This window comes from Yersinia aleksiciae, from assembly GCF_001047675.1.
Taxonomy (GTDB): Bacteria; Pseudomonadota; Gammaproteobacteria; order Enterobacterales; family Enterobacteriaceae; genus Yersinia; species Yersinia aleksiciae.
On sequence record NZ_CP011975.1, the window covers coordinates 1,282,380 to 1,307,707 of the forward strand.

The following is a 25,328-nucleotide window of genomic DNA, read 5'->3' on the forward strand; positions in this document are numbered from 1 at the left end:
CTTACTCCATGGTCTGCTCAGCAAACAGTTGCACCTGAATTTCTCCCGCTTCTGCCAGCGCACGTACCTGTGCCATGATCTCCTTACGCACATGCTCCACGCGACTGACAGGCACCGGCCCCATACGGTTGGTGGCATTTTGCAACTGCTGTATCTGGCGTTTTGGTAATACGTCATAGATGGACTGGCGCAGTACCGGCTCGGTGCCTTTCAGCGCCACCGCCCAATCGCTCATCGGAATATCATCCATCAGGCGTTGCAAGGTGGCCTCAGTTTGCCGACTCAAGATAAAGAACTCATACATCTCATCTTTCAGGTCATTCAAGATATCTTCATCGCGCTCACCCAACTGTTCCAGCAGTTGCTGTTGATTTTTGGGGATGCGGTTAACAATGTTCGCCGCTTGCTTAATTCCTATCACTTTAGAACCATGCTCCGACAACACTGCAACACCGCGCTCAATGAGGCGATCCAACTCATCAATCACATCGCGGTTCACATCATCAAGCTTGGCAATGCGGTACAGCACGTCATCCTGACGACCTTTCTCCAGATAGCTAAGCACTTCCGCCGCGACGTCTGGGGGTAAAAAGGCCAAGAATACCGCCTGTAATTGCAGATGTTCCTGCTCAATCAACGCCACCAATTGCGGTGTTCCTACCCACTGCAATCGCATCATGCGATAGCGAATTTCATCGCCATAAATGCCATTGATGACACTTTTGGCGATATCACTGCCCAATGCTTTATTTAAAATGCCTTGCAGATAGCTGCGAGATGCACCGTTAATCCCGCTTTGTTCGCGGTAATCCATAAAAAAATCATCCAGTGCCTGGCGTGCATGGTTCAATTTGACGTCATGTAAGCGGGACATTGTCTGACTCACACACACCACTTCCTCACGACCCAGTTTTTGCATCACCATCGCCGCCGCTTCTTCACCAATGCTCAGCAACAAGATACCGGCCTGCTCCAAGCGGCTACGAACTTGAGTTGAGGCAGAAGGAGAAGCGGCAGCCGAGAGGCTATCACTGACAGCTGCATCATCATTCTGATTGGGAGTTAGTTCGTTCATTATTATTAATCCATTGTTTAATGACTTCGGCGACACGTTCAGTTTCTAACTGAGCCAGTTGCTGTAGGTGACTGATTTTGGTCTCCAGGCCAGAACCTTGCGGTGGCAGATTGTCCTCTTGCTGGAATGATGCACCCGAGAACGGCGACGCCGCCGACGTACGGCTTTCGCCCGTGTGTTCCAATGGCGCTAAGCTATCACTGCCATTTTCCGTGGCGAGGGCTAATGGGCGATTGCTTGAGTCATTGCGGGAGAGCCGTGCAATCAATGGTCGTACAGCAAACAGTAAGAACAGCAACGACAGTAAGCCAATACCCAAGATCTCAGCCCAACGGTGCGTGACCGGATCTTGCCACCACAGAATTTCAGGTTCATCAATCAGCGTTGGTGCGCTAAAGGCCAGCATATTCAGTGTCAACGAATCGCCCCGTTTAACATCAATACCTGCCGCATCTTCTATCAGGCGCTTTAATTCACTCAGCTGCTCAGGGGTCCATTTCTCCAGTGCGGGTGCAGACTTATTCAAGATAACGGCGACCGTCATCTTCTCCAGCTTAAAGCCTGGGTAACGGACATGGCGGATATCGCGGTCATAAGCATACTTGCGCTGTGCTTGACTGCGGCTAACCGTGGGCGCGGGGTTTGCGGCATTTGGTTGAGCAGCAGGCTGATTACTCAGGGAGCCAGGTATCCCCATCGCCATATCTTCATTGCCGTTTTCCTGCTGAATATTCTCATCGCTAACACGCGGTTCTGTACCGTAGCGCTCCAGCGTCTCTTCAATGCGGCTCAAGTCCAGTTGTGTCGCCACACTGATGCGATAGTTATTGGCACCGACGACAGAACTCAACAGATTGGCAATGCTTTTCTCGGTGCTGCTCTGTAAATAATGGGCTAATTCAGCACCACTCTTCACACTGGCCATCCCCTTGCCGTTAGCCTGATAAGATTCAGACAGCAGCTCACCATTTTGGTCAACCACCCGCACATTGGCGGCTTTCATGCCGGGGATACTGCCAGCGACCAACTGAACAATCGCGCCCACTTGATCCGTTTTTAGCACCTGACCATATTTCAGGCGCAGGACAACCGACGCGCTGCTTTCTGAACGATGACTAATGGCAAAAGAGCTAGCCTCACTCATGCCTAAGTGAACTCGCGCATAGTCCACGGCGGTTAATGCCATGATGCTTTGCGCTAACTCCCCCTCCAGACTGCGTTTGTAGCGAACATTTTGGATAAACTGGCTGCTACCCAGCATGGTTTCTTTATCCATCAGCTCATAACCCGTCGGCAAGGTGGCCGTGATACCTTTCGCCGCCAGCAAAATGCGCGCTTTGCCTAACTGCTTTTCAGCGACCAATATCTGCCCATTATCTGGATTAATACGATAGGCAATGGCATCACCATCTAGCACCTCAACGACCTGTGCTACCGGAATATTCTCTTGTGAGCCAAACAGTGCGGTATAGCCTTGTGAACTACGCCAAAGGCTCAAAATAATCGCCCCGCTAACCAGAATAGCCACCGCACCCATAAGAATGTTTTTTTGATTATTACCCAACCTGATAGAAGGGAATTTTTGCTTAATTTTATCTAACACCGATTTACCCTACAGCGCAGTATTCATGACTTCATCAAGTGCAGAGGTAAGCTTGTTACGCACCTGCACCATCGCAGAGAAAGCCACACTGGCTTTCTGACTTGCTAGCATCGTGCCAGTTAAATCATCACTGATGCCCATATCCATGGCGGTCTGCTTGTTGCTGGCCACATGTTGTAAATTATCCACACTGTTAATCGCGCCTTTGAATACGCGGGAAAAAGAAGGGGTACTCATCTCCTTTCTCTCAGCAAACAAACTGCTACCGGCGGGCTCAGGTAATACCGCGTGGAACTCAATACGATTACCTGCCATGGCTGCCATCTGCTGCATTTCCGCTATCATGCGCAATTGCATATTGGGCATAGTGATAGCCCCAACTTTATCCATCATTATTTCCTCTTATGAGTAACACTCGATATCAATACCGTCTTCGCGCATATGGGCTAACCGATATCGCAACGCTCGCGGTGTAATACCTAAAAATGCAGCAGTTTTGGTTTTACTGCCCTGGTATCTTTGCAGTAAATCCACAATATATTGATACTGAGCCAAGCGTCCGCGTAATTTAATGTTACTTTCACCCTCCGCAAGTTGCACACTTGACGCAGAAAACTTCGGCTTATCTTCTGCCAACTTATCTTCTATCGAGGCTATTTCAGGTGTCGCAGATAGACCCAGATGTGAAATATCTATTAAGCCGTTATTACTCATAATAATTCCTCGCTGAATAACATTTTCCAATTCACGTACATTGCCCGGCCAAGAGTATCTCTGTAACTCACTTTGTGCTTGCGGAGTGATATTGATTTTTACATCTAAAAAATCACGGTATTTTTTTAAAAAAGCCATCACTAAGGGCATGATATCTTCGGGTCTTTCTCGTAATGGTGAGATATGAATGGGAACGACGGACAGGCGATAATAAAGATCCTGACGGAATCGCCCTTCAGCAATTTCCATGCTTAAATCTTTATTGGTTGAAGCAATAATTCGGATATCTAACGGGATACGTTTGTTACTACCTAAACGCTCAACTTCTTGCTCTTGCAGTACACGTAATAATTTAACTTGCAGTGCTAATGGCATATCACCAATTTCATCTAGTAGTAGTGATCCACCGTTAGCTTGTTCAAACTTACCGGCAACACTAGCAACCGCCCCCGTAAATGCCCCTTTTTCGTAGCCGAATAATATCGCCTCCAACATGCTCTCAGGGATGGCTGCACAGTTCACTGCGACATAAGGCGAATTGCTCCCCATCGCTTTCTGGTGAATATACTTTGCCACACACTCTTTACCCGTTCCGGTCTCACCCGTGATTAATACCGGAACATTGAACTCTGCCACTCTACGCGCAAGAGAGAATACGCTCACACTGGAGGGAGCATTAGCAACAAAACCATGTTCATTTTTAGATAACACATCCACAGTCATATTCATAATAATGTAATCACTCTCCAGTGAAGCCAATAGTCCACACTCAACAGTTAATATAGCGACAAAAGAAACGAATTCTTAAATGTTAAACAAAGAAAAAACACAATCTATATAAGAAAAATTCCCAGCAGAAATAAATTATTCAATTGCTAATTAATCCGCCAAGGAATTCACTGAGCGGCGACTATATCCTTCTCATTAAAAATAAAGGAATTAAATAAAAATTAAAAATATTAATCAATAAAAATCAACATGTTAGTAATTTTCTATTAATTTAAGCATAAAAAACAAATAAATTAATAAACAAATAACTATTGTACTGACTTGTAATAAAAGGTTTAATTTACGCCCGATGAAAACTTAAGTCACACCCTTATGCGAAGCTTAAGCAGCATATTAGTTAACTTAATATTGGCAAATATGTAGATTTATACTCTGTAATCAACATGGCTCAATAGCATTAATACAGGAACACTCCTCATAACCGTTGACGAAAAATGAGGCGAATTAGTCGGACTGGAATTTTGGATAAATCATGCAGAAAAACAAAGCTAAAGTAAGAGTTCACAGCAGTGACTCGCTACCAGATATAATGCCTCTTGACATTAATAAGCTGGGGCGTCCTTATCATAAAATACCCAAAATAGTGGGTGATTACTTTGCTATTATCGAGACTGAAGTCAGCCTCTATTTCTTACGAAAATATAGAATTAACATTACGCTATCAGACATCAAGTTTAAAACAGATTGTAGTTATAAAAATGCACAGTTGCTCTCCAGCCAAATAGGCAACATCGCATTTGATATCGACCGCACCCTGTTACTGAATATCCTGAATGACTACTATGGTTTAACGAAAGAGAAAAACACTATTTCATCTGTGGGGAGTTTCCCCATAACAAAAACTGAAGAAAGATTAAAAAACAAGCTAAGCCTTGAGATAACTGATCTGATTCTTAATCAACCATTTTTTGGCGAACCATTAGCGATAAAAAATAGTACTTCGGCACCAATAATCAATTGGTCATATCGCATGGATTTTTGGCTGAAGGATTTTGAGCATTGTGGTTTTACACTTCTGATTGACCTTCCTCACGTAGATCGGCTTCTCAATACACTCAGGACCAAACGCAAAGAGGATAAGAAAAAAGTACAAACACTATCAATGGAGCAATTTGATCTGCTGATCAATAAGTTGCCTGTTCAACTTACCAGTCAAGTAAGTTGCAGTGAATTAACATTTCATGAGCTGATGGAGTTAAAAGAGGGCGATATTATTTTCACCTCACTACCAGAGCGATTTCCTGTATTTATTGGCAAACGACCTTTATTTACTGCCGTCGTCACCGAGAGCCGCGGCAAGCTATTTTTATCTGAATTTAATGACAAAACTAACGAGATAAACCATGACTGACCAATCAATTGAACTCAGCAATGATCTGGACTTTAACTTCTCAATGGAAGAGCCAGAAACAAGTACGGCACGGCCTGTCGAAGCCGTTGAGTTGCCCGCGGCAGTGGATAACAGCCTGCATGAGCAAAAACGCAAGATATCACTGTTCAGCCGTATTCCTGTCACCTTGACGCTAGAAGTCGCTTCGGTGGATATCCCCCTTTCTGAATTGATGACAGTAAATAGTGATTCAGTCATTGAGTTAGATAAGCTGGCTGGCGAACCGCTGGATGTCAAAGTCAATGGCATCATGCTCGGTCAGGCTGAAGTGGTTGTGGTCAATGAGAAGTACGGCCTTCGTATTATCAGCTTCAATAGTCAAGGTTTGGGTGAGCTCGCGCTATGATCTTAAACCGCCTGCAAGCTATGCCCCCCATCGTTGTGAGTTATGGCCTCTCGATTCGTAGATTATTGTGCAGCGGAATGTTGTGCCGCGGATTGTTATGCAGTGGATTGTTATTCAGCGGCTTGTTGTATTCCCCTCTTCTCCTGGCACAGGAGGGGGGGATCACCCTGTTCAGCACCGCACAAACAGCAAGCGGCCAAGATTATAACGTCAAAATTGAAATCTTGATCCTGATGACGTTGCTCGGCTTGTTGCCCATTATGATGCTGATGATGACCTGCTTCACCCGCTTTATTATCGTGCTGGCGATATTGCGTCAAGCGCTGGGCTTGCAACAGAGCCCACCCAATAAAGTGCTGACCGGGATTGCGCTGGCCCTAACCCTTTTAGTGATGCGGCCGGTATGGACCAAGATCCATCAGGATGCCGTCATTCCTTTCCAAAATGATGAAATCACCTTGCCGCAAGCGCTAGGCCGAGCAGAAGTACCGCTCAAGAACTATATGCTCGCGCAGACCAGTAGCAAATCGCTGGAACAGATGATGGGAATTGCTCAAACCACAGGTGATGCACAGCAGCAAGATCTGACGGTGGTGACGCCCGCCTATATTCTCAGCGAGTTAAAAACTGCCTTCCAGATAGGTTTCATGATTTACATTCCGTTTTTGGTGATCGACCTGATTGTCGCCAGTATTTTGATGGCGATGGGCATGATGATGCTGTCACCGCTAATTGTCTCTTTGCCGTTTAAATTGATGCTGTTTGTCTTATGCGATGGCTGGACATTGATCGTGGGCACGCTAACTGCCAGCGTGCAGGGGATATAGCATGATGACCACTGATATTGCCGGAGATATCATTGCTGCCGGGCTGCAACTGGTGTTGATCATTTCTGTCGTCGCCATCATCCCCAGTTTGTTAACTGGGCTGTTGGTGAGTATTTTTCAGGCTACTACGCAGATTAATGAACAAACACTCAGTTTCCTGCCTCGGTTGGTGATGACCATGCTGGTATTGATCTTTGCTGGCAAATGGATGATTACCAAACTGAGTGACTTCACCGTTAACATTTTCCAGCAAGCTGCACAGTTGGTTGGGTAAATGCCGATGGGAATCGATATTCAAACGCTGACAACCCCACTGTTTGCCCTCTGGCTGCCTTTTGTCCGGATCTTATCATTTTTGCATTTCTGCCCCGTTATTCAGCATCGGGCATTTACCCGCAAAGCGAAAATTAGCACCGCATTACTGCTGGCGGCGCTAATCACGCCGATGTTGAGCCAGCCCGTCGTGCTTGGCGAGTTGCTGTCGATAAACTCGCTTTTACTGACCGGCGAGCAAATTCTGTGGGGCTGGCTATTTGGCTCGATGCTGCAATTGGCTTTTACCGCACTGCAAGCTGCAGGCCAAATTTTATCCATGAATATGGGATTGGGTATGGCGGTGATGAACGATCCGGCCAGCGGAGCCTCGACGACGGTGGTTTCACAAATCATCTATGTTTTCAGCGCATTGATCTTTTTCACCTTGGATGGGCACTTATTACTGGTCACCATTCTGTACAAAAGTTTTGTTAGCTGGCCAATGGGTGAGGCTATCAATGATTTTTCACTGCGTTCGCTAGCACTAAGTCTCGGTTGGATCATGTCATCCGCTACCCTGCTGGCACTGCCAACCACCTTTATCATGCTCATCGTTCAAGGATCCTTTGGTTTACTGAATCGCATTTCACCTACTCTGAATCTGTTCTCCCTTGGGTTTCCAATCGGCATGCTGTTCGGCCTGTTGTGTCTGTTGTTATTGGCAATCAATGTGCCAGACCACTATCTCAATCTGACCAACGAGATCCTGACGCAACTTGAGCGGATGAAGGTGTACTGATGTCGGCGAGCAGCGGAGAAAAAAGTGAAAAGCCAACCTCAGGCAAACTGACCAAGGCCAGAAAGAAGGGGGATATTCCACGTTCAAAAGACGTCACCATGGCTGCCGGATTAGTCACCTCGTTGATCACGTTGACGGTATTTTTACCCTATTACAATGAGTTGATTCGTGAGTCATTTTTGGCCGTTGGCCGTATGGCAGGCAGGATCGATGATCCCGCAGCGTTGGAACAGCTGCTATTGACTAATATCCATATTTTTTTCAAATTTTTAGTCACGCTGGCCCCTATTCCGCTGGCTACTATATTGGCAACCTTAATTCCTGGGGGGTGGAATTTCGCGCCAGTAAAATTAGTCCCTGACTTTAAAAAACTCAGTCCGCTGGCCGGTATTAAAAAAATATTTTCCGCCAGTAATGGGACTGAAGTGCTGAAGATGCTGGCCAAGTGCAGCATTATACTTTTCACACTCTATATTATGGTCATCAACTCACTGGCAGACTTGTTGCGTTTACAGGCACTGCCCTTACAGGAAGCGATCACTGACGGTTTCTCCCTATATCACGGCATCTTAGTTTATTTCATTACCATTATCGCAATCTTTGCTGTCATTGATATTCCGTTGAGCACCTATCTTTTCACCAAAAAAATGAAAATGACCAAACAGGAGGTCAAACAAGAACACAAAAGTAATGAAGGGAACCCAGAGATAAAATCCAAGGTTCGTCAGTTGCAACGACAATATGCAATGGGGCAAATTAATAAATCCGTCCCTAATGCTGACGTGATTATTACCAATCCAACTCATTTCTCGGTTGCCTTGAAATACGCTCCAGAGAGAGCCAGTGCGCCCTATATTGTTGCTAAAGGGAAAGATGATATCGCTTTATATATTCGGAGCGTTGCTAAAACACACCATATTGAAATTGTTGAATTTCCTCCTTTAGCTCGAGCTATTTACCATACAACCAAGGTTAACCAACAGGTTCCAGCCCAACTCTATCGCGCTATTGCTCAGGTGCTTACCTATGTAATGCAGATTAAGTCCTGGCGCGAGGGACAGGCTCACAAACCGGTATTAAATACCCGCCTTGGCATTCCCAAAGAGATGCAGAAATTCCATGATGAAAAATAAACTTAATTATATTGCTCATGTGCTGAAAGAGACACATGTCACTGTGCCAATATTAATACTCTGTGTGCTGGCAATGGTTATTTTGCCTCTATCGCCAGTCGTATTGGATATTTTATTTACCTTTAATATTGTCCTTGCGGTATTGGTTTTATTGGTCAGTGTAAACAGTAAACGGCCTCTCGATTTTGCAATATTTCCGACCGTATTGCTGATTGCGACCTTAATGCGCCTAACATTAAATGTTGCATCGACCCGAGTGGTATTACTCAATGGTCATGAGGGGGCTGGTGCTGCGGGTAAAGTCATCGAAGCTTTCGGCCAGGTAGTCATTGGCGGCAACTTTGTCGTTGGCTTCGTGGTGTTTATCATCCTGATGATCATCAACTTTGTGGTAGTCACCAAGGGTGCTGAGCGAATTTCTGAAGTTTCCGCTCGCTTCACATTGGATGCCTTACCAGGTAAACAGATGGCGATTGATGCCGACCTGAATGCTGGGCTAATCAATCAAGAGCAAGCGCGTTTACGCCGCAAAGAAGTGGCCAGTGAAGCTGATTTTTACGGTGCGATGGATGGTGCATCCAAGTTTGTTCGCGGTGATGCCATCGCCGGTATTATGATTCTGGTGATCAACGTGATCGGCGGTATCTGTATCGGTATTTTTAAATACGATCTCAGTGCCAGCCAGTCGTTCCAGCTATATGTATTGCTGACCATTGGTGATGGTTTGGTCGCGCAAATTCCCTCACTGTTATTAGCAACCGCTGCGGCAATTATTGTCACCCGGGTCAGTGATGGCGGGGATATGACTGATGAAATTAAAGATCAGTTGCTGGCTAAGCCGACCATCTTATATGCTGCGGCATTTGTGATGTTCATTCTTGCCATTGTGCCGGGGATGCCCCATCTTGCCTTTCTCAGCTTCACCGGATTACTCCTGTTCGCCGCTTGGCAGCAAGGTAAAAAAATTCAGCAAGCAGATGCTGAACCCGATCTTACAGCCCTCAACCAAGCCATCGCTGAAGATAACTCACTAAATATCAGTTGGGATAATATTCCGGTGGTGGAACCCATTGGCTTAAATCTGGGTTATAAACTGGTGACACTGGTCGATGAATCAAAAGGCCGCCCACTGATCCAGCGTCTGCGTGGGGTACGGCAAATTATTTCAGAAACCTGCGGAATTCTATTACCCGAAGTTAAAGTGAGAGAAAATTTTCGCTTAAAACCCTCGCAGTACACTATCAATATTAATGGCGTCAAAGTCGCGGGAGGCGAAGTTCATATTGATAAACTGATGGCAATTCCTACGGCGGAACAATATGGAGAGGTGGACGGTATCCTGACTATCGACCCGACCTATGGCCTGGCAGTGGTATGGATAGAACCGCAAGATAAGCCGAACGCCTTAAACTTTGGTTATCAGATTGTTGATTGTGCCAGTGTAGTGGCAACACATGTCAATAAAGTGGTACGGGATAATTTATCTGAACTGTTTAACTATGACGATATCACTCAATTACACCAACGGCTTGAATCACTATCACCACGCCTGGCTGAAGATTTGGCTGCCGCACTTAATTTCAGTCAGCTGCTGAAAGTGTATCGCCAATTATTAATCGAAAATGTCTCGCTGAAAGATATCGTCACCATTGCCACTACGTTAGTGGAAAGTGCCAATGTAACCAAGGATGCGCTGTTATTGACCGCGGATGTGCGCTACGCGTTACGCACTGGGATTGTTAATGGCATCAATGGCGATGATAAGAATCTGGCGGTTTATACCATCAATCACGAACTAGAAAATATGCTACTAGGTTCACTAAATCAGGCACAACAAGCAGGGAAAGTTGTTTTAGATAATTTCCCCGTCGATCCCAATATTCTGACCCAGCTGCAACAGAATATGCCCATCATTAAAGAACAAATGAAGGCAGAGAATCACCAGCCTATTTTATTAGTCACCCCACAATTACGACCATTGGTTGCACGCTATGCACGATTATTCTGTGATGGGCTAAATGTGTTGTCTTATAATGAAGTGCCCGATGATATGGCACTTAATGTGATTGGTACACTGGAGTAAAGACGTTATTTCACAACAAGTCATGACAAAAATAGCCACAGTGTCGACGTAAAAGTAATAACACTGTGGCCCTCCCTTTAATAATCAGTTATCCATAAAAGTTTGTTGCCATTGCGTAATGGTTTTTGGTCTTTTATTTTGATCGCCAGGGACATTAGTAAAATAGTGAATCTGCAAATCACCGTTTTTTTCCGGTGCAACAAAAGCAGCCCATATCTGACCGTTAGGGTTATACATGATTATCGATGCACGTTTATTGGCAGCACCACGTACCCAAGTCGATAATACTTTCGCCCCTCGGTTATCCAGATCATTGCTATAGATGTAGACATTGGCTGAAGCGACAAATTGAGCGTAATGGTTACCCACTAAATCACGAAATTTTTTGTCATCGTCGACATGAGTAAAAATACCAATAGAGAGCAAGGTTGGCGTCTCACGGGGGTCTTTATTTGCCCGAATATATTGCCCATCAATAAAGACATCTTTGGGCATTGAAATACGACATCCCCAGCTACCATTACTGTGTACCTGAATAGAACCATCTTTTACAGGAATCAGTAATAATCTACAATTGGCTGTATTATCAATAACATCTATAACGGCCAACCCTTCAATTTTACGAGCTTCGGCGCTGAAATTACCGCTATTTTCCCCCGACCATGCATGGCTATCAACGCTAAAGCCCCAATCAGTAACCCGGTTTATTTTTATAACCCCACCTCGGTCATTCCCTTTAGTGATATTCCACCACTGCCCCTTCCAATCAAAATTCTTATCTATATCAGACATAGATGCGATACCCTGAAAATAGGCGCGCTGGATACAACTATTACTGGTACAACTGTTCAGTGCTTTCTTCCACTCTCGCTGTTGCTGATACACTGTTTCAGTATCATATCTGACCAGCATCGCTTGATAGATATCACTGAATGTCTGATCTAGCCAATGTAGATCCTCATCACTACATACCGTGTATTCCACCGGAGTTACTGCCCGTTGACAGTTAATAGCGAAAGAAGTTGACGGGATGAGCATCATAAAAAGAGAAAAAACGTTGTGGGAATAGGTAATATTCATTATTTAACCTGATGAAGAATATATGTTTTTTATTACTATAAGCTAGGGTGATCAACATATTATATTATTTTTATAAAAATATCTTTGCCTGAAAATAAAAAACCCCTCATTGATACTAATCACTTAGCCCAAATGAGAGGTTTAATGACATTATTATTTTATAACAGAAAAAGTGTCACTACTTAAAAAATAATCCTTATTTTAACTATGGTTATGCAGTTTGCATGTTATCCGAAAGCTTAAACGCCGAAACCGCATCAGTCAGTTGGCGAGCCTGTTCTTCCAACGAAGCAGCGGCGGCGGCGGACTCTTGCACCAGAGAGGCGTTTTGCTGTGTGACACCATCCATCTCAGCGACAGCTTGACCAATTTGGCTAATACCACGGCTTTGCTCATCGGAGGCAGAGGCAATTTCACCCATAATGTCGGTTACATTGGTCACGGCTTGCACGATGCTGTTCATCGTCTCCCCCGCCTCAGAGACTTGCTTCGAGCCGATATTGACGCGTGAGACTGATTCACTAATGAGCCCCTCAATCTCCTTGGCTGCCTGCGCACTGCGCTGCGCTAAATTACGTACTTCGCTGGCGACCACGGCAAAACCACGCCCCTGCTCACCCGCTCGAGCAGCTTCCACTGCAGCGTTCAAGGCCAGAATATTCGTCTGGAAGGCGATACTGTTAATCACGCCGATGATGTCAGCAATACGCCGCGAGCTTTCGGTAATACTGCTCATGGTCGCCACCACATCATTGACGATACGCCCACCATTTTGTGCCGTGACAGACGCATTATCTGCCAGCTTACTGGCTTGATGCGCATTCTCCGCATTCTGTTTCACCGTGGCATTAAGCTGCTCCATACTGGCCGCGGTCTCTTCCAGAGCCGCAGCTTGCTGCTCGGTACGCGAAGAGAGGTCCGCATTGCCTGCGGCTATCTCACCTGCGCCGGTATAAATAGCATCAGTGCTACTGCGGATAGTCGAAACAGTGCTCACCAAGCTATTTTGCATTTCACGTAAATAGGGGATCAATTGCCCAACACAGTTGCGGCCAAACTCAGCCATTGGCCGCCCAAGTTGCCCTTCAGCCATCCGCTTAAAGTGCTGCTTAATTGCGCCCAGCGGGCGCACCAGATAGTTGACGATATAGCGATCGGTTAATAGCAAAATAATGAAACCCGCAATTAATGCCGCGATCAGCGCCCGCTCACACCAAGTGACCAATAGCTCAACCCGAACACTGGCGGCCTCAGTTGCCTCATCGACGGTAGCGTTATATTTCTCTACGGCCGCGCCAAATTCACGGCTTAACGGCGGATACCCCTTATTAAACAGATTGTTATAATCTTCGAACCTATTTTCAGTGACCGCTTTGAACATGGGTTCAATCCCTTGACTCAAGAGAGTTGAATAGCTTTGGATGGTTTTATCCGTCAGTAACGGGTCCATCGGCTCATGAGTTTGCAGCTTAAATGCCGCCAATGCGTCCTGAGTATTTTTAAGCGCCACCCCTGCCGAAGCCAATTCACGATCGGCATCAGCCGTTGCCCCACTTTGACGATAGGCTGCCGCACGACTTAAACGTGTTACCACTCGGAAATATTGGTCATTACCTCGATTAATAATATTAATGTTTTTCTGTTGGTTGGAACTCAGTTGCAAGGAGTGCATCAATTGGTTAAGTGAAAATAATGTAAAGGTTGAAACGCCCCCCCAAAGCAACAAAAATATAACAAGAATAGATAATAACGCCATCCTGATGGTGATATGTTTTAGAAAATTCACGGGAATACCCCTGTGTTTTATTTTTTTAGTTTATTTCCTTGAGATTTCAAGGTGTTTATCGCTGATAATTCCCGTAGAGGAAAAGGCTTATTATCAGAATTAACCGTCAAAATAGCATAAAAACAATGCAAAAGATCAAAGCAGCCGATCAATAATAACTAACTGATTGATTTTACCTATTAAAATGTAAATAACGATCGCTAATTTTGATCTGGGATTGGTTAGCAGCTTTGAGTGTTTCTTATAGAATATGTACTTATTTTGAATATAAATACAGCGCCATTACACCGATTAACTATTATGATTATAAACGGAACAATTAATTTAGTTACTGATACGTCATTACCTTCCCCAGTAACGGCAGCATTAAATACTTCACTAAATGAGATTAGACGAAACAAATAAAAAACTAACAAAAATTCATTTAAGACTATCAGGTCCGATATGCAGAAGAATTTATCTATTTATCGACATTATTTTTTATATCGATTTTTAAGCAAAGAAATAAGGTGGGAAGAATGACAATTTTATTCATTGATATGCGGTTAAGTGCATAGCGCCACATTGAGCTATCTCGCAAGGAAAACCGCCAGCGAACTTTTTTGATTGCTGGCGGTTAGTTTCCCTTAATTCACTGTCGATATTGCATCAGTAGGTTGCCTGAATTGGCTTAAGTCATGCTGAAACTCAAAGAGATCAGCCGATCGACCATGCTGCAGATCGCCTCTCTGGCGACTCTTTTTTGTCGCCTCATCACAAATAACAATCGAAATAATAATTACTACCATTCATTTTATGGCGTGATAAATTATGGCCCAGCATCATTAAATAGAGAGAGAAATGCCGTGATATCCCGATACGTGCCCCTAATTTCACCCAAAACAACTCGTTTTGTTCTCCTCCTGCTGAGTTTCCTGACACTCACTCTCGGGTTATCCGGCTGCAAACCTGCGCAAGAAACCGAGACATTAGCGGCAGCGAAAGAGACGCCAGCATGGTCCCGCACGGTGGAGACGGCAAAAGGCCCAGTGACCTTGACCCAACAGCCGAAGCGCATTGTCTCCACCAGCATCACCATCACTGGCACCTTACTGGCGATCAATGCGCCGGTAATTGCCACCGGCGCCACTGCCCCCAATACCACAGTAGCGGATAATCAAGGGTTCTTTACCCAGTGGTCAGCGGTGGCACAGGCGAAAAAATTGGTGCCGCTGTATCAAACTGAGCCGAATGCTGAAGCGGTTGCTGGAATGAACCCAGACTTAATTATCATTTCCGCTACAGGTGGCGATTCAGCGCTGAAGTTGTATGAGCAGTTATCCACGATCGCGCCGACATTGGTGATGAATTACGATGATAAGAGCTGGCAGGAGTTAGCGGTTGTACTGGGGCAGGCCACCGGTCATGAGTCTGATGCAACGCAAGTGATTGATAGATTTGCCAATCGACTTAAAGAAGTAAAACAGAGTATCACCCTGCCGCCACAACCCACCTCCGCCTTTGTCTATCAAGCAGCAAACAGCACCGCCAATTTATGGACAGAAAACTCAGCGCAGGGGAAATTATTGCAGCAATTGGGCTTCACGCTAGCCAGTGTTCCTGATGCCGTGAAAGGCAATACCAGCATGGGGCATCGTAAGGATATCACCCAGTTAGGTGGTGAGAAGCTGGCCGAGGGGCTGAATGGCGAAACGATTTTACTGTTCTCTGGCGATCAACCTTCCGTTGAAGCATTGAAAAGTAATCAGTTTTTAGCTCACATCCCGGCGATTGAGCACAACCGTGTTTATGCGGTGGGTTATGATACTTTTCGGTTGGATTATTTTAGTGCGAGTAATTTGTTAGCACGGATTGAAGAGATGTTTAAGGGGTAAAGAGGTTGGGGTTAAATATAACATCGAATCACTATTCATAATTGTATCTTAGGATATCAGCGCATAATATTGTGCTGATATCTTGTATCAGTCATCAGATACAACTCTCTATAATTATGCGTTACAGCTAGGTAATTAGTAGATCTACGTCATTAGTAGAGCTAAAAAATATTAACTTATTTTATATTTAGCAATTAAATTGCTGCATTAGCCACTTCTAAATAAATTGATAAATATCAATAAAAATAGAGACTATACCAATGAGGGTTACTTTTGTATTAAAGGACCTAAAATTGATAAATCGCAATAAAACATGAAGGTAGGAAACATCCTACACCAACCTCACTCTGTATCTTATATTCAGCCTTATTGTGACTCCGTACTGTAATCCTAACTTATCACTCCTCCCTCAAAACAACTCAAATGATAATTACTTGCATTGGTTACTGTAATTGTTATTTGCATTGTTAATTTTCAGTTTTTTTATTTTGTAATCACTACGTGTATTTAAAACAATAAATCTCAGATAGATATTATTTTTAGTCACTTATCTTAATCTAACATCAGGTAATCACTTATATGAAAATACGTTCAGGCGTGAAAGGCATATTTCGTCAAACATGCTTTTGTACGGCCCTTTCCGGTTTAGCCCTGAATGGGTCTTACGTTTTTGCTACGAATGTACCAATTGATAATGACCAGATCATTATCGTTTCACCTACGGAAATTTCCCCTTGGAGTAACGATAGCCTCTGGATTGGCAACACCAGCAATGGCACGTTACTGATTAAGGATGGCGGGAGTGTCACCCTTTCGAGTGCATCTGATATCGGCAGGCTCCTCAATGGCGTTGGTCTTCTTGACGTGTCAGGTAGTGGGTCGGCGTTTACTATCGGTAACGGTAACATCCTCACCATTGGCTACAATGGAAATGGCACGCTTTTAATTAGCGATGGTGGCGTAGTGAGTCATGGAGATGGCTTTATTGGCTACGGTGCTAGTGCGACAGGTGCCGTTCGGTTGTCCGATGGCGGTACGTGGAATACCGTCACGGTTCATGCTGGTTTCTATGGTAATGGCACCCTTGCGATTAGCGATAACAGCACAGTAAATAGTACCGGGCTTGGCATTATCGCCGACAAGGCCGATTCATCTGGCGCGGTTGATGTGTCCAGTGGTGGTTGGTGGAATATCTTGCAAGGTCTCTATGTTGGCCGTGGCGGTAATGGCTCGCTCTCGATCAGTGATGGAGGAAGGGTTAATAGTAGCGTGGGATCTATCGGCGCAGACCTCAATTCGACGGGGATTGTCGACGTCGCCGGTGTCGGATCGCTGTGGCGTAACAGCGGCACCCTTGCTGTTGGTAATGCTGGCTCTGGCACCCTCAAAGTGAGTAATGGTGGCGTTGTTAGCAATACTGCGAGCTACCTCGGTTACTATAATGGTTCTATCGGCATTGCTGAGGTAAGCAATGGCGGTGAGTGGAATAACAATGGCACTCTCTATGCCGGTTACAACACTCAAGGCAATCTCACGATTAGCAATGGCGGCATTGTTAGCAGTACATCGGGTTATCTTGGTTACAACAGCACTTCAGAGGGTGTGGTTGACGTGACCGGCGCTGGCTCACAGTGGAATAACAGCGGTGGCCTCATGGTTGGCTACTACGGCAGTGGCAAACTCACTATCAGTGATGGCGGTATTGTTAGAAATGCCGAGGCTTCGATCGCCAGAAACCTCAGTCCAGTGGCCCTAGTTGAAGTCTCTAATGGCGGCTTATGGGATAACAGCGGCACCCTCAGTGTTGGCTATTCTGGTAATGGCACGCTCAAGGTCAGTGATGGCGGAATTGTCAACAGTAACCAGGGCTATATCGGTGTTATGACCACTTCGACGAGCGCTGCCGAAGTCTCTGGCTCGGGGGCGCAGTGGAATAACAGTGGCGCACTCACTGTGGGTCAATTCGGTAATGGCACGCTGACCATTGCTGATCAGGCTGTCGTTTCTGCCAGCACCACAACCCTCGCCACCTATACGAGCGGTAGTAATGTCAGTAGTGGCACCTTAAATATCGGCAACGGCAATCTGGCTGGCACCCTGAATACCGCCAAAATCACTGGCGGAGCAGGCACCGCAACCGTTAATTTTAATCATATCGATGCGATTGATTTTTCACCACTGATGACGGGAAGAGTGGCGGTGAATCATTTCACCGGAGGCACCACGCGTTTGCTGGCGGCAAACAACTATACCGGTGCAACCACCATCAACGCAGGGACCTTGCAGGCAGGGGCGACAAATACGTTTAGTGCTGCCTCTAACTACACCGTCGATACAGCAGGTCAGTTGGATCTGGCCGGTTACAGCCAAACCCTCGCCAGCCTGAACAACGCGGGTGTGGTGAGCTTTAATGGCGCGCCGGGGGCGATGTTGAACATAACCGGTGATTATATCGGCAATGATGGTTTGCTGAATTTCAATACCGTTCTGAATGATGATACCTCAGCGACCGATAAACTGGTGGTCAACGGCAACACGTCCGGTAGTACATGGGTGAGTGTGACCAATGTTGGCGGCAGCGGTGCGGCGACCCTGAACGGTATTGAGCTGATACAGGTTAATGGCAACTCTGACGGCGAGTTTGTTAAAAGTGGCCGTATTGTGGCGGGGGCTTATGATTACTATCTGGCTCGCGGGATGGAAACCAATGCCAGCAACTGGTACCTGACCAGTGCGATATCGCCGGTTATACCCATCCCAGATCCTCAGACCGAGCCGGAACTGATTCCACAACCCGACCCAAGAGTCACTCCTGACCCAAGAGTGACTCCTGACCCAAGAGTCACTCCCGACCCGAGTCAGATGATTGAGCGTCCGGAGGCTGGTGGCTATAGCGCAAACCTTGCGGCCGTCAACAACATGTTTGTTACCCGTCTGCATGACCGTTTGGGTGAAACCCAATATATTGATGCGCTGACTGGCGAGCATAAAGTGACCAGCCTGTGGTTACGCAACGAAGGTGGCCATACCCGTTCGCGGGATACCCAAGACCAACTGGGGACGCAGGCCAATCGCTATGTGCTGCAACTGGGTGGGGATATTGCCCAGTGGAGCAATAACGACATGGACCGCTTCCATCTGGGTGTGATGGCCGGTTACGGCAACAGTAAAAGTAAAACCGAATCCCGCCTATCTAGTTACAGCGCTCGCGCATCCGTCGACGGCTATAGCCTTGGACTGTATGGCACTTGGTATGCCAACGAAACCGATAAATCGGGCTTATATGTAGACAGCTGGGCGCAATACAGCTGGTTTAATAACACCGTAGATGGCCAGTATCTGAATACCGAAGAGTATAAATCCAAAGGGGTGACCGCTTCAGTTGAGAGTGGCTATACCTTCAAGGTGGGGGAAAATCCGGCGAAAAACGCCCGCTACTTTATCCAGCCGAAAGCACAAGTGACTTGGATGGGCGTCAAAGCAGACGATCATAAAGAAGCCAACGGCACGAACGTTTCTGGCGAAGGCAATGGCAATATCCAGACTCGTCTGGGGGTAAAAGTCTTTATGAACGGTTACGCCGAGCAGGATAAAGGCAAAGACCGAGTATTCCAGCCGTTTGTTGAAGCCAACTGGGTACATAATACCAAGGATTTCGGTACCAATATGGACGGCATCACGGTGAAACAAGAGGGCGCAGCCAATATTGCCGAGTTGAAGGTCGGTATTGAAGGTCAGATGAATAAAAAAATCAATCTCTGGGGCAATGTTGGCCAGCAAATTGGCAACAAAGGCTACAGTGATACTGCGGTGATGCTAGGAATTAAATACAATTTCTAGTGAGTCATCAATTACCAATAGATTTCACCTATGACGTGAGCGTGGCTGCACCGCAGCCACGGCACTTTTTCTGATCAACCGAACCGAACACTTAACCGTACTGAATAACAGTAAATCCCCCTCCTCTCCCACAATAACTCGTGCTAACATAACCCCAGCAAATAATAATGATAATCAAATCGATAAGAATAATCATTTGTTAAAAAAGAGTAACAATGCCAGCTGCTTATTCCTCAAACCAATCACCAACAACAGTGCTGAAATCAGCCCCCACTCCAGGCGCACAAACAGAGCGCCGACGCACTCTTTTGCTGCTGCTCAGCCTCTTTGTATTGATGCTGGTGATGGCAGCCAGCCTGATGTTCGGGGCCAAAGCCATTCCTCTCTCCGCAGTGTGGCAAAGCCTGCTGGGTGAGACCTACAACGCCGATAGCATTTTGATATTGGAATCACGCCTGCCGCGCACCCTGATCGGGGTCCTTGCCGGTGCAGCCTTAGGGCTATCAGGTGCAGTGATCCAAGCCCTGACCCGCAACCCGCTGGCTGATCCCGGCATTCTCGGGGTCAATGCAGGGGCCAGTTTTGCGGTGGTCATCGGCATCGTGGTGTTTGGCGTACACGCCATTTACGGCTACATGATCTCTGCGTTTATCGGTACCTTGATCACTACACTGGTGGTCTATTGGGTCGGCGCGATGGGCGGCGGGCGGGTGAATCCTCTGCGCCTGACACTCTCCGGCGTCGCCATTGGTGCGGTCTTAACTGGCATCACTTCCGGTATCTCACTGACCCATCCACAGGTTTACGATAGCGTCCGCTTCTGGCAAGCCGGTTCGCTGGATATCCGTAACATGTCGGTGGTGATCGCCGTCGCCCCAGTCATTCTTCTCGGTTGCATCATTGCCCTGCTACTGGCGCGGTCGCTAAATGCCATGCATATGGGGGAAGATCTGGCCGCAGCCATTGGGGCACGTATTGCTCGCACTCAATTTTGGGCGGTGATAACCATTACTTTATTGTGTGGTGCCGCGACCGCCGCCGTTGGCCCTATCGCCTTTGTTGGCCTGATGGTGCCACATATCGCGCGCTGGATTGTCGGGCCGAATCAGGCTTGGATTTTACCATTCACGCTGGTAATCACACCTATTCTGCTATTGGTGTCCGACATTGTTGGGCGCTTTTTGGTACCGGGCGAATTGCGGGTTTCCATCGTGACGGCGTTTATTGGCGCGCCCTTGCTGATCTGGCTGGTACGACAGAATAAAAGGATGACCACACTATGAAGTCTGCCACGCCCACGTGGTTATTGGGGCGTCCCGATGGCCCGATCAACTTACGTGTCCGGTCACGCAGTTTGCTGGTGGGCGGTCTGCTATTACTGGCCTGTTTACTGGGTGTGCTACTGGCCTTAATGGCTGGCACGCTACCGCTATCCCCAAGTCAGGTAGTGAATGCCTTGTTTGGGCAAACTCATGGCACCGTGGATATTATCGTCAATCAATGGCGTTTACCCCGTGCCGTGATGGCGCTGATTTTCGGGGCTGCGCTCGGAATCAGTGGCGCGATATTTCAATCATTAGTGCGTAACCCCTTGGGTAGCCCAGATGTCATTGGCTTCAATGTGGGTGCCTATACCGGCGCACTAGTGGCTATTACCTTGTTTAATGGCAACTATTTTGAGATTGCCAGTAGTGCGCTGGTGGGAGGATTGCTGTCCGCCATTGCGGTCTATTTGCTGGCATATCGGCAAGGCATTCAGGGTTTTAGGCTGATTATTGTGGGTATAGCTATGGGTGCGATGCTGACGGCATTCAATACCTGGCTGACCATCATCGCGTCGCTGGAGACCGCCATGACCGCCGCCGCTTGGGGAGCGGGTTCACTTAATGGCCTAACCTGGGCAAAAGGTCTGCCTTCGGTGCTGTTTATCGCCGCTGCCATACTGGGTGCGATGCTGCTAAGCCGCCGTATGCCGCTGCTGGAAATGGGCGATGATGCCGCCGGTGCCTTAGGGGTTCCGGTTGAGAAAACTCGCCTGAGCCTGATGGCGATTGGGGTGATTTTGATGGCTGCCGTCACCGCCGCTGCAGGGCCAATCTCCTTTATTGCCTTAGCCGCGCCACAAATTGCACGGCGTCTGGCGGGGACATCATCAGTGACCTTAACCGCCTCGGCTTTGATGGGAGCGCTGCTGTTGATTGCTGCGGATCTCTGCGCCCAGCACCTGTTTTCACCTAATCAACTGCCGGTCGGTGTTATCACTATCAGTATCGGTGGGTTGTATCTTATTTGGCTTTTAATCCGGGAGTCCGGGCGATCATGAGTACTATTAACCCAGCAAGTCCCCCATCCCGCTTGCAGGCTGATGCCCTGACACTGGGTTATGATGGCAAGATCATCAGCCAAAATTTAAGTGTCGCCATTCCTGATGGTGAGTTTACGGTGATCGTCGGCCCCAATGCCTGCGGCAAATCGACGCTATTGCGTGCATTGAGCCGTTTGCTGAAACCCCAAGCGGGTCAGGTGATTTTAGATGGCAAAAATATCACCAGCCTTGATACTCGCCACGTCGCCCGTCATTTGGGCTTATTACCACAAAGCTCGCAAGCGCCGGACGGTATCAGCGTATTGGATCTGGTGGCGCGGGGTCGTTACCCCCATCAGAAACTATTACAGCAATGGACGCAGGCCGATAAGCTGGCTGTCAGCCATGCGATGCAAGCCACTGGCGTCAGTGAACTGGCTGACAGGTCAGTCGATGCCCTATCTGGCGGACAGCGCCAGCGCGTCTGGATCGCTATGGTACTGGCGCAGCAAACCCCGCTACTGCTGCTGGATGAGCCGACCACCTATTTGGACATCGCCCATCAAATTGATTTGCTGGAGTTATTCAGCCACCTTAATCAGCACCATAACCACACGCTAGTTGCTGTTCTGCATGATCTCAACCACGCCTGCCGTTACGCCACCCATATTATCGCCATGCGCGACGGGCAGATTGTGACGCAAGGTAAACCGCGCGAAGTGATCACCGCTGAGTTGGTGGAGCAGGTGTTTGGTATGCCGTGTTTGATTATTGATGATCCGGTTTCGGGAACGCCGTTGGTGATCCCGAGGGGGAGGTATAAAGTTTAATTTTGGTTTAGGTTCAGTAGACCAAATCGGATCAGGAGACGATCGGATCGGTTATTGGGTCACGAAACCGAATATCAACCATCGCCAAACCCTGCCCCCAATAACCCCCCTAATCCCTCAATCAATCCCCCCCGCCAACACAGTGAATCATGGCCACCGCTATAAACTCGATACTGCAATCGATGCCCCGCGCGGCGTAGCGCTTCACTCATCACTTCATTGACCTGAAAAATCACATGCTCGTGGCGACCTGCTTCCATAAATATCTTCAATGGCTGATTAGCTCCCAGCCCCTGCAACACCTGCGCGGTCAACCACCCTTGATGCGCTGTCGTACTGGCGGTTGACGCCTTAGCATTATCGACGTCCGGCCACCAGAAAGAACCTGATTGACTCAGCACGCAACCAAAACGCTGTGGCCAGTGTAATCCGGCATACAGCGACGCCAATCCGCCAAAGCTTTGCCCCGCCACTACCGTGCGAGAAGCTTGATCAGTAAAGGGTTGCAGCCAGGCCACTTGCGGTAATAGCTCCGTTTGCAGCGCCTGCCAGAAATCCTGATTGCAAGGCAGCTCCTGCGAACGATGAGTTTGGTCAATGATATCGATCAACACATACACCGTGGCAGGTAGGTGGCCCGCGGCGGTTTCATTATCCAGTACACCCAACAGCGGTTGTCTCTCCACCCAATACTGACCATCCAACAAGATAGCCAACGGGCGATCGGCCAGATCTTCAGCCCCGCGCGTAGCGTAAATCCACACCTTGCGGCTGTTGCCTAATAATGAGCTATCCCAGATGATCAGTTGCAGCCGTTGCGGGTCGGGAGGGAGTTGTTGGCCTGCATCAATGGGTTGCCAGGCAGGTTGCGGCAGAGCATCGGGTAAATGCACCGCCGAGAGCGGCATACCCCGATAGCTGGCATGGGCGGCAGTGTGGTTTAGGGGATCGTTCTCCGCCTGATCCATCAATGAGATCCACCAATTACGCTGTGCCAGACGTCGCTCCTGTGGGCTACCGTCCGGTAGACTCAAGCATTTCTCGCCAGTGACAGGAATAAAGCTGTAACTGCCGCGAAAATCAGACTCCACCTCAGCCTGCCAATACCAGACATCGGTCTGACCCAGCCGCTGGAGAGTTTCAGGATCCGCACTGTGGTGGTCGGTCACGCCATTGACGTCGATATATACCCGGCTAAGAACCGCATCGCGTGCCTTGCCCTGTCGATCGCGCCAAAGAAAGGTCAGCTTTACTTTGCCCTCGCCCGCCGGTTCAGCCAGTGGCGTGCCCCACTGGGCAATCTGCTGCCACCAGCCGTCACTGCCGGCCGAAGGTGAGTGTAACAACTGCTGACTATCCGGATATTGATTCGCCACTGTCACGGGCTGTCCTCTTTTAGTAGGCTCAGGATTCTTAAGGATTTAATTCAAAATAATATTGAGAATTATTATTATTTGCAATAAATGATGGCTATTGATTAAAGAAAAGTAAATTTTCGCCTTGATTCGCGCTATTTCTGGCGCGCGATTGAAAAAAAACCGACTAAATTCAGTGAAATAACCTTTATGCAACCTTTCCATTCAATCAGCGTAACCGGACAAAACCATTCTAAAAACAGAGGGATAGTCCTATACTCGCTGACAGCATGATTTCATACCGCCACTCATTCAGGTTAAAAATGCCAGTATTCATGGGAATATCACAGCTTATGCATCGGATGCGCGCCAGTAAAAAGCGCATGTGCGGCATGCTGCTGATTGCCTGCTGGTTTTTCCTGAATACGCAACTGGCGATCGCCGGTCATCAGTGTGATCTCGCCCCTGCCGCCCAGCCGGTTTTTAGCCAGCATCAAGGACATTTACAGCCAGACCCGATGCAACAGATGTTGTCGGTAATGGAGATGTCCCATGGCAAAGCGCAAAACTCCCTGTGCGAAAAGCACTGCATCCCTGATTCCGTGCAGTCTGACAGCGGCATGTTGGTGCTGGCAGCCCTACCGACCCATACTGAATTAGTGCTGGCGGATGTGCAGCAAAACCCGCGCATCCACCGCCTTGACTGGCAGACTCCCCCCATTGTTGGCCCCCCCACCGAAATCGTTTTCTGTCGATTTAGAGAGTAGACCCAGACATAGCTGATCGCATTTTTCAGGCCGCCCTAGTGCGGTGCGTTGCGCTTATTTTATGTTTTGGAGTTACTCCTATGAGTTCCTTATCTAATGTCCTCTCCGCGACTGCAGGCGTTGTACTTTCTGCGGTGATGCTTTTTTCTGCCCCCCTATTCGCCGCGACTCAATCAATGGCAGATAGCATGCCGATGTCCCACGATCATGGGGCGATGATGGCTGATGCCACCACCACTGACGCCGATAATTACCACTCCCGCGGGCAGATTAAAGCCTGGAACGCCACCAGTGTCGCCATCGCCCACACCGCCATTCCGGCGCTGAACTGGCCGCCGATGACCATGACCTTCGACCTGCCAGAGAGTTTGGTCGCCGCGCCCTTGCCAGTCGGTACGCCAGTGACATTCAGCTTTCGCCAAACCCCGCAGGGCTATCAACTGACCGCCATTTCAGCGCAGCAGCCGTAAGGCGGGA

General features: G+C 47.6%; 20 protein-coding genes and 2 pseudogenes. 14 read left to right on the top strand and 8 right to left on the bottom strand.

Annotation, left to right across the window (positions count from 1 at the left end; genetic code table 11):
- Position 1 precedes the first annotated feature (1 nt).
- The 5 genes and pseudogenes from ACZ76_RS05935 to ACZ76_RS05950 all read right to left on the bottom strand — a co-directional run.
- Positions 2–1,075, bottom strand: a complete 1,074-nt coding sequence (locus tag ACZ76_RS05935; protein ID WP_048617697.1) for a flagellar motor switch protein FliG — start codon at positions 1,073–1,075, stop codon at positions 2–4.
- Positions 1,047–2,678 carry a flagellar basal-body MS-ring/collar protein FliF gene (gene fliF / locus ACZ76_RS05940; protein ID WP_048617699.1) on the bottom strand — a complete coding sequence of 544 codons (1,632 nt, stop codon included), beginning with the start codon at positions 2,676–2,678 and terminating at the stop codon, positions 1,047–1,049. The genes ACZ76_RS05935 and fliF overlap by 29 nt, the downstream gene beginning before the upstream one ends.
- Positions 2,679–2,687: 9 nt before the next feature.
- A complete protein-coding gene (fliE, locus tag ACZ76_RS05945; RefSeq protein WP_048617701.1) occupies positions 2,688–3,068 on the bottom strand; it encodes a flagellar hook-basal body complex protein FliE in 381 nt (126 codons plus the stop codon).
- 12 nt (positions 3,069–3,080) lie between these two features.
- A pseudogene (locus tag ACZ76_RS19740) lies at positions 3,081–3,269 on the bottom strand (helix-turn-helix domain-containing protein); the annotation flags it as partial.
- 81 nt (positions 3,270–3,350) lie between these two features.
- Positions 3,351–4,124: pseudogene (locus ACZ76_RS05950) on the bottom strand (sigma-54 interaction domain-containing protein); the annotation flags it as partial.
- Positions 4,125–4,653: 529 nt separating this feature from the next.
- Here ACZ76_RS05950 and ACZ76_RS05955 point away from each other — a divergent pair.
- From ACZ76_RS05955 to ACZ76_RS05985, 7 genes are all read left to right on the top strand, one after another.
- Positions 4,654–5,532, top strand: coding sequence for a FliM/FliN family flagellar motor switch protein (locus tag ACZ76_RS05955; RefSeq protein ID WP_048617703.1), 879 nt, complete (start codon positions 4,654–4,656; stop codon positions 5,530–5,532).
- Positions 5,525–5,917, top strand: a complete 393-nt coding sequence (gene fliN, locus ACZ76_RS05960; RefSeq protein WP_048617705.1) for a flagellar motor switch protein FliN — start codon at positions 5,525–5,527, stop codon at positions 5,915–5,917. Before ACZ76_RS05955 ends, fliN begins: the two co-directional genes overlap by 8 nt.
- A 77-nt stretch (positions 5,918–5,994) precedes the next feature.
- Entirely contained in the window at positions 5,995–6,744 is a 750-nt protein-coding gene (fliP, locus tag ACZ76_RS05965; protein WP_048620202.1) for a flagellar type III secretion system pore protein FliP, read from the top strand.
- 1 nt (position 6,745) lies between these two features.
- The gene (gene fliQ / locus ACZ76_RS05970; protein WP_048617708.1) at positions 6,746–7,018 is read left to right on the top strand and encodes a flagellar biosynthesis protein FliQ; all 273 of its coding nucleotides are present in this window, start codon (positions 6,746–6,748) and stop codon (positions 7,016–7,018) included.
- Positions 7,019–7,024: 6 nt separating this feature from the next.
- The gene (fliR, locus tag ACZ76_RS05975; protein ID WP_048620203.1) at positions 7,025–7,798 is read left to right on the top strand and encodes a flagellar biosynthetic protein FliR; all 774 of its coding nucleotides are present in this window, start codon (positions 7,025–7,027) and stop codon (positions 7,796–7,798) included.
- Positions 7,798–8,931: a flagellar type III secretion system protein FlhB gene (gene flhB, locus ACZ76_RS05980; protein ID WP_048617709.1), complete on the top strand. Its 1,134-nt coding sequence runs from the start codon at positions 7,798–7,800 to the stop codon at positions 8,929–8,931. Before fliR ends, flhB begins: the two co-directional genes overlap by 1 nt.
- The gene (locus ACZ76_RS05985; RefSeq protein ID WP_048617712.1) at positions 8,918–11,014 is read left to right on the top strand and encodes a flagellar biosynthesis protein FlhA; all 2,097 of its coding nucleotides are present in this window, start codon (positions 8,918–8,920) and stop codon (positions 11,012–11,014) included. Before flhB ends, ACZ76_RS05985 begins: the two co-directional genes overlap by 14 nt.
- Positions 11,015–11,098: 84 nt before the next feature.
- Here ACZ76_RS05985 and ACZ76_RS05990 read toward each other — a convergent pair whose 3' ends face one another.
- Both ACZ76_RS05990 and ACZ76_RS05995 read right to left on the bottom strand, forming a co-directional pair.
- Positions 11,099–12,094: a lysozyme inhibitor LprI family protein gene (locus tag ACZ76_RS05990; RefSeq protein WP_048617713.1), complete on the bottom strand. Its 996-nt coding sequence runs from the start codon at positions 12,092–12,094 to the stop codon at positions 11,099–11,101.
- A 211-nt stretch (positions 12,095–12,305) separates the two neighbouring features.
- Positions 12,306–13,880, bottom strand: a complete 1,575-nt coding sequence (locus ACZ76_RS05995; RefSeq protein ID WP_048617715.1) for a methyl-accepting chemotaxis protein — start codon at positions 13,878–13,880, stop codon at positions 12,306–12,308.
- Positions 13,881–14,740: 860 nt separating this feature from the next.
- Here ACZ76_RS05995 and fepB point away from each other — a divergent pair.
- The 5 genes from fepB (at position 14,741) to ACZ76_RS06020 (ending at position 22,729) form a co-directional block, all read left to right on the top strand.
- Positions 14,741–15,754 (top strand): Fe2+-enterobactin ABC transporter substrate-binding protein, encoded by a 1,014-nt coding sequence (gene fepB, locus ACZ76_RS06000; protein WP_390621177.1) that lies wholly within the window; start codon positions 14,741–14,743, stop codon positions 15,752–15,754.
- A gap of 579 nt (positions 15,755–16,333) precedes the next feature.
- Positions 16,334–19,594, top strand: coding sequence for an autotransporter outer membrane beta-barrel domain-containing protein (locus ACZ76_RS17930; RefSeq protein WP_053082169.1), 3,261 nt, complete (start codon positions 16,334–16,336; stop codon positions 19,592–19,594).
- 215 nt (positions 19,595–19,809) lie between these two features.
- Positions 19,810–20,877 (top strand): Fe(3+)-siderophore ABC transporter permease, encoded by a 1,068-nt coding sequence (fepD, locus tag ACZ76_RS06010; protein ID WP_048617717.1) that lies wholly within the window; start codon positions 19,810–19,812, stop codon positions 20,875–20,877.
- Positions 20,874–21,917, top strand: coding sequence for an iron-enterobactin ABC transporter permease (gene fepG, locus ACZ76_RS06015; RefSeq protein ID WP_048617719.1), 1,044 nt, complete (start codon positions 20,874–20,876; stop codon positions 21,915–21,917). The genes fepD and fepG overlap by 4 nt, the downstream gene beginning before the upstream one ends.
- Positions 21,914–22,729, top strand: a complete 816-nt coding sequence (locus ACZ76_RS06020) for an ABC transporter ATP-binding protein (protein WP_048617721.1) — start codon at positions 21,914–21,916, stop codon at positions 22,727–22,729. Before fepG ends, ACZ76_RS06020 begins: the two co-directional genes overlap by 4 nt.
- A 74-nt stretch (positions 22,730–22,803) precedes the next feature.
- Here the strand turns inward: ACZ76_RS06020 and fes are convergent, their stop codons facing one another.
- Positions 22,804–24,111 carry an enterochelin esterase gene (gene fes, locus ACZ76_RS06025; protein WP_048617723.1) on the bottom strand — a complete coding sequence of 436 codons (1,308 nt, stop codon included), beginning with the start codon at positions 24,109–24,111 and terminating at the stop codon, positions 22,804–22,806.
- A 326-nt stretch (positions 24,112–24,437) separates the two neighbouring features.
- Between fes and ACZ76_RS06030 the strand changes: the two genes are divergently transcribed.
- Together ACZ76_RS06030 and ACZ76_RS06035 are read left to right on the top strand one after the other, a co-directional pair.
- Complete coding sequence (locus ACZ76_RS06030) at positions 24,438–24,851, top strand: hypothetical protein (protein WP_048617724.1); 414 nt, start codon at positions 24,438–24,440, stop codon at positions 24,849–24,851.
- Between the two features lie 80 nt (positions 24,852–24,931).
- Entirely contained in the window at positions 24,932–25,321 is a 390-nt protein-coding gene (locus ACZ76_RS06035; RefSeq protein WP_048617726.1) for a copper-binding protein, read from the top strand.
- Positions 25,322–25,328 lie beyond the last annotated feature (7 nt).

Coding starts and splice junctions, on each gene's coding strand:
- ACZ76_RS05935 (WP_048617697.1), bottom strand. CDS start 1,075: ATGAACGAACTAACTCCCAATCAGAATGATGATGCAGCTGTCAGTGAT.
- fliE (WP_048617701.1), bottom strand. CDS start 3,068: ATGGATAAAGTTGGGGCTATCACTATGCCCAATATGCAATTGCGCATG.
- ACZ76_RS05955 (WP_048617703.1), top strand. CDS start 4,654: ATGCAGAAAAACAAAGCTAAAGTAAGAGTTCACAGCAGTGACTCGCTA.
- fliN (WP_048617705.1), top strand. CDS start 5,525: ATGACTGACCAATCAATTGAACTCAGCAATGATCTGGACTTTAACTTC.
- fliP (WP_048620202.1), top strand. CDS start 5,995: ATGTTGTGCCGCGGATTGTTATGCAGTGGATTGTTATTCAGCGGCTTG.
- fliQ (WP_048617708.1), top strand. CDS start 6,746: ATGATGACCACTGATATTGCCGGAGATATCATTGCTGCCGGGCTGCAA.
- fliR (WP_048620203.1), top strand. CDS start 7,025: ATGGGAATCGATATTCAAACGCTGACAACCCCACTGTTTGCCCTCTGG.
- flhB (WP_048617709.1), top strand. CDS start 7,798: ATGTCGGCGAGCAGCGGAGAAAAAAGTGAAAAGCCAACCTCAGGCAAA.
- ACZ76_RS05985 (WP_048617712.1), top strand. CDS start 8,918: ATGATGAAAAATAAACTTAATTATATTGCTCATGTGCTGAAAGAGACA.
- ACZ76_RS05990 (WP_048617713.1), bottom strand. CDS start 12,094: ATGAATATTACCTATTCCCACAACGTTTTTTCTCTTTTTATGATGCTC.
- ACZ76_RS17930 (WP_053082169.1), top strand. CDS start 16,334: ATGAAAATACGTTCAGGCGTGAAAGGCATATTTCGTCAAACATGCTTT.
- fepD (WP_048617717.1), top strand. CDS start 19,810: ATGCCAGCTGCTTATTCCTCAAACCAATCACCAACAACAGTGCTGAAA.
- fepG (WP_048617719.1), top strand. CDS start 20,874: ATGAAGTCTGCCACGCCCACGTGGTTATTGGGGCGTCCCGATGGCCCG.
- ACZ76_RS06020 (WP_048617721.1), top strand. CDS start 21,914: ATGAGTACTATTAACCCAGCAAGTCCCCCATCCCGCTTGCAGGCTGAT.
- ACZ76_RS06030 (WP_048617724.1), top strand. CDS start 24,438: ATGCATCGGATGCGCGCCAGTAAAAAGCGCATGTGCGGCATGCTGCTG.
- ACZ76_RS06035 (WP_048617726.1), top strand. CDS start 24,932: ATGAGTTCCTTATCTAATGTCCTCTCCGCGACTGCAGGCGTTGTACTT.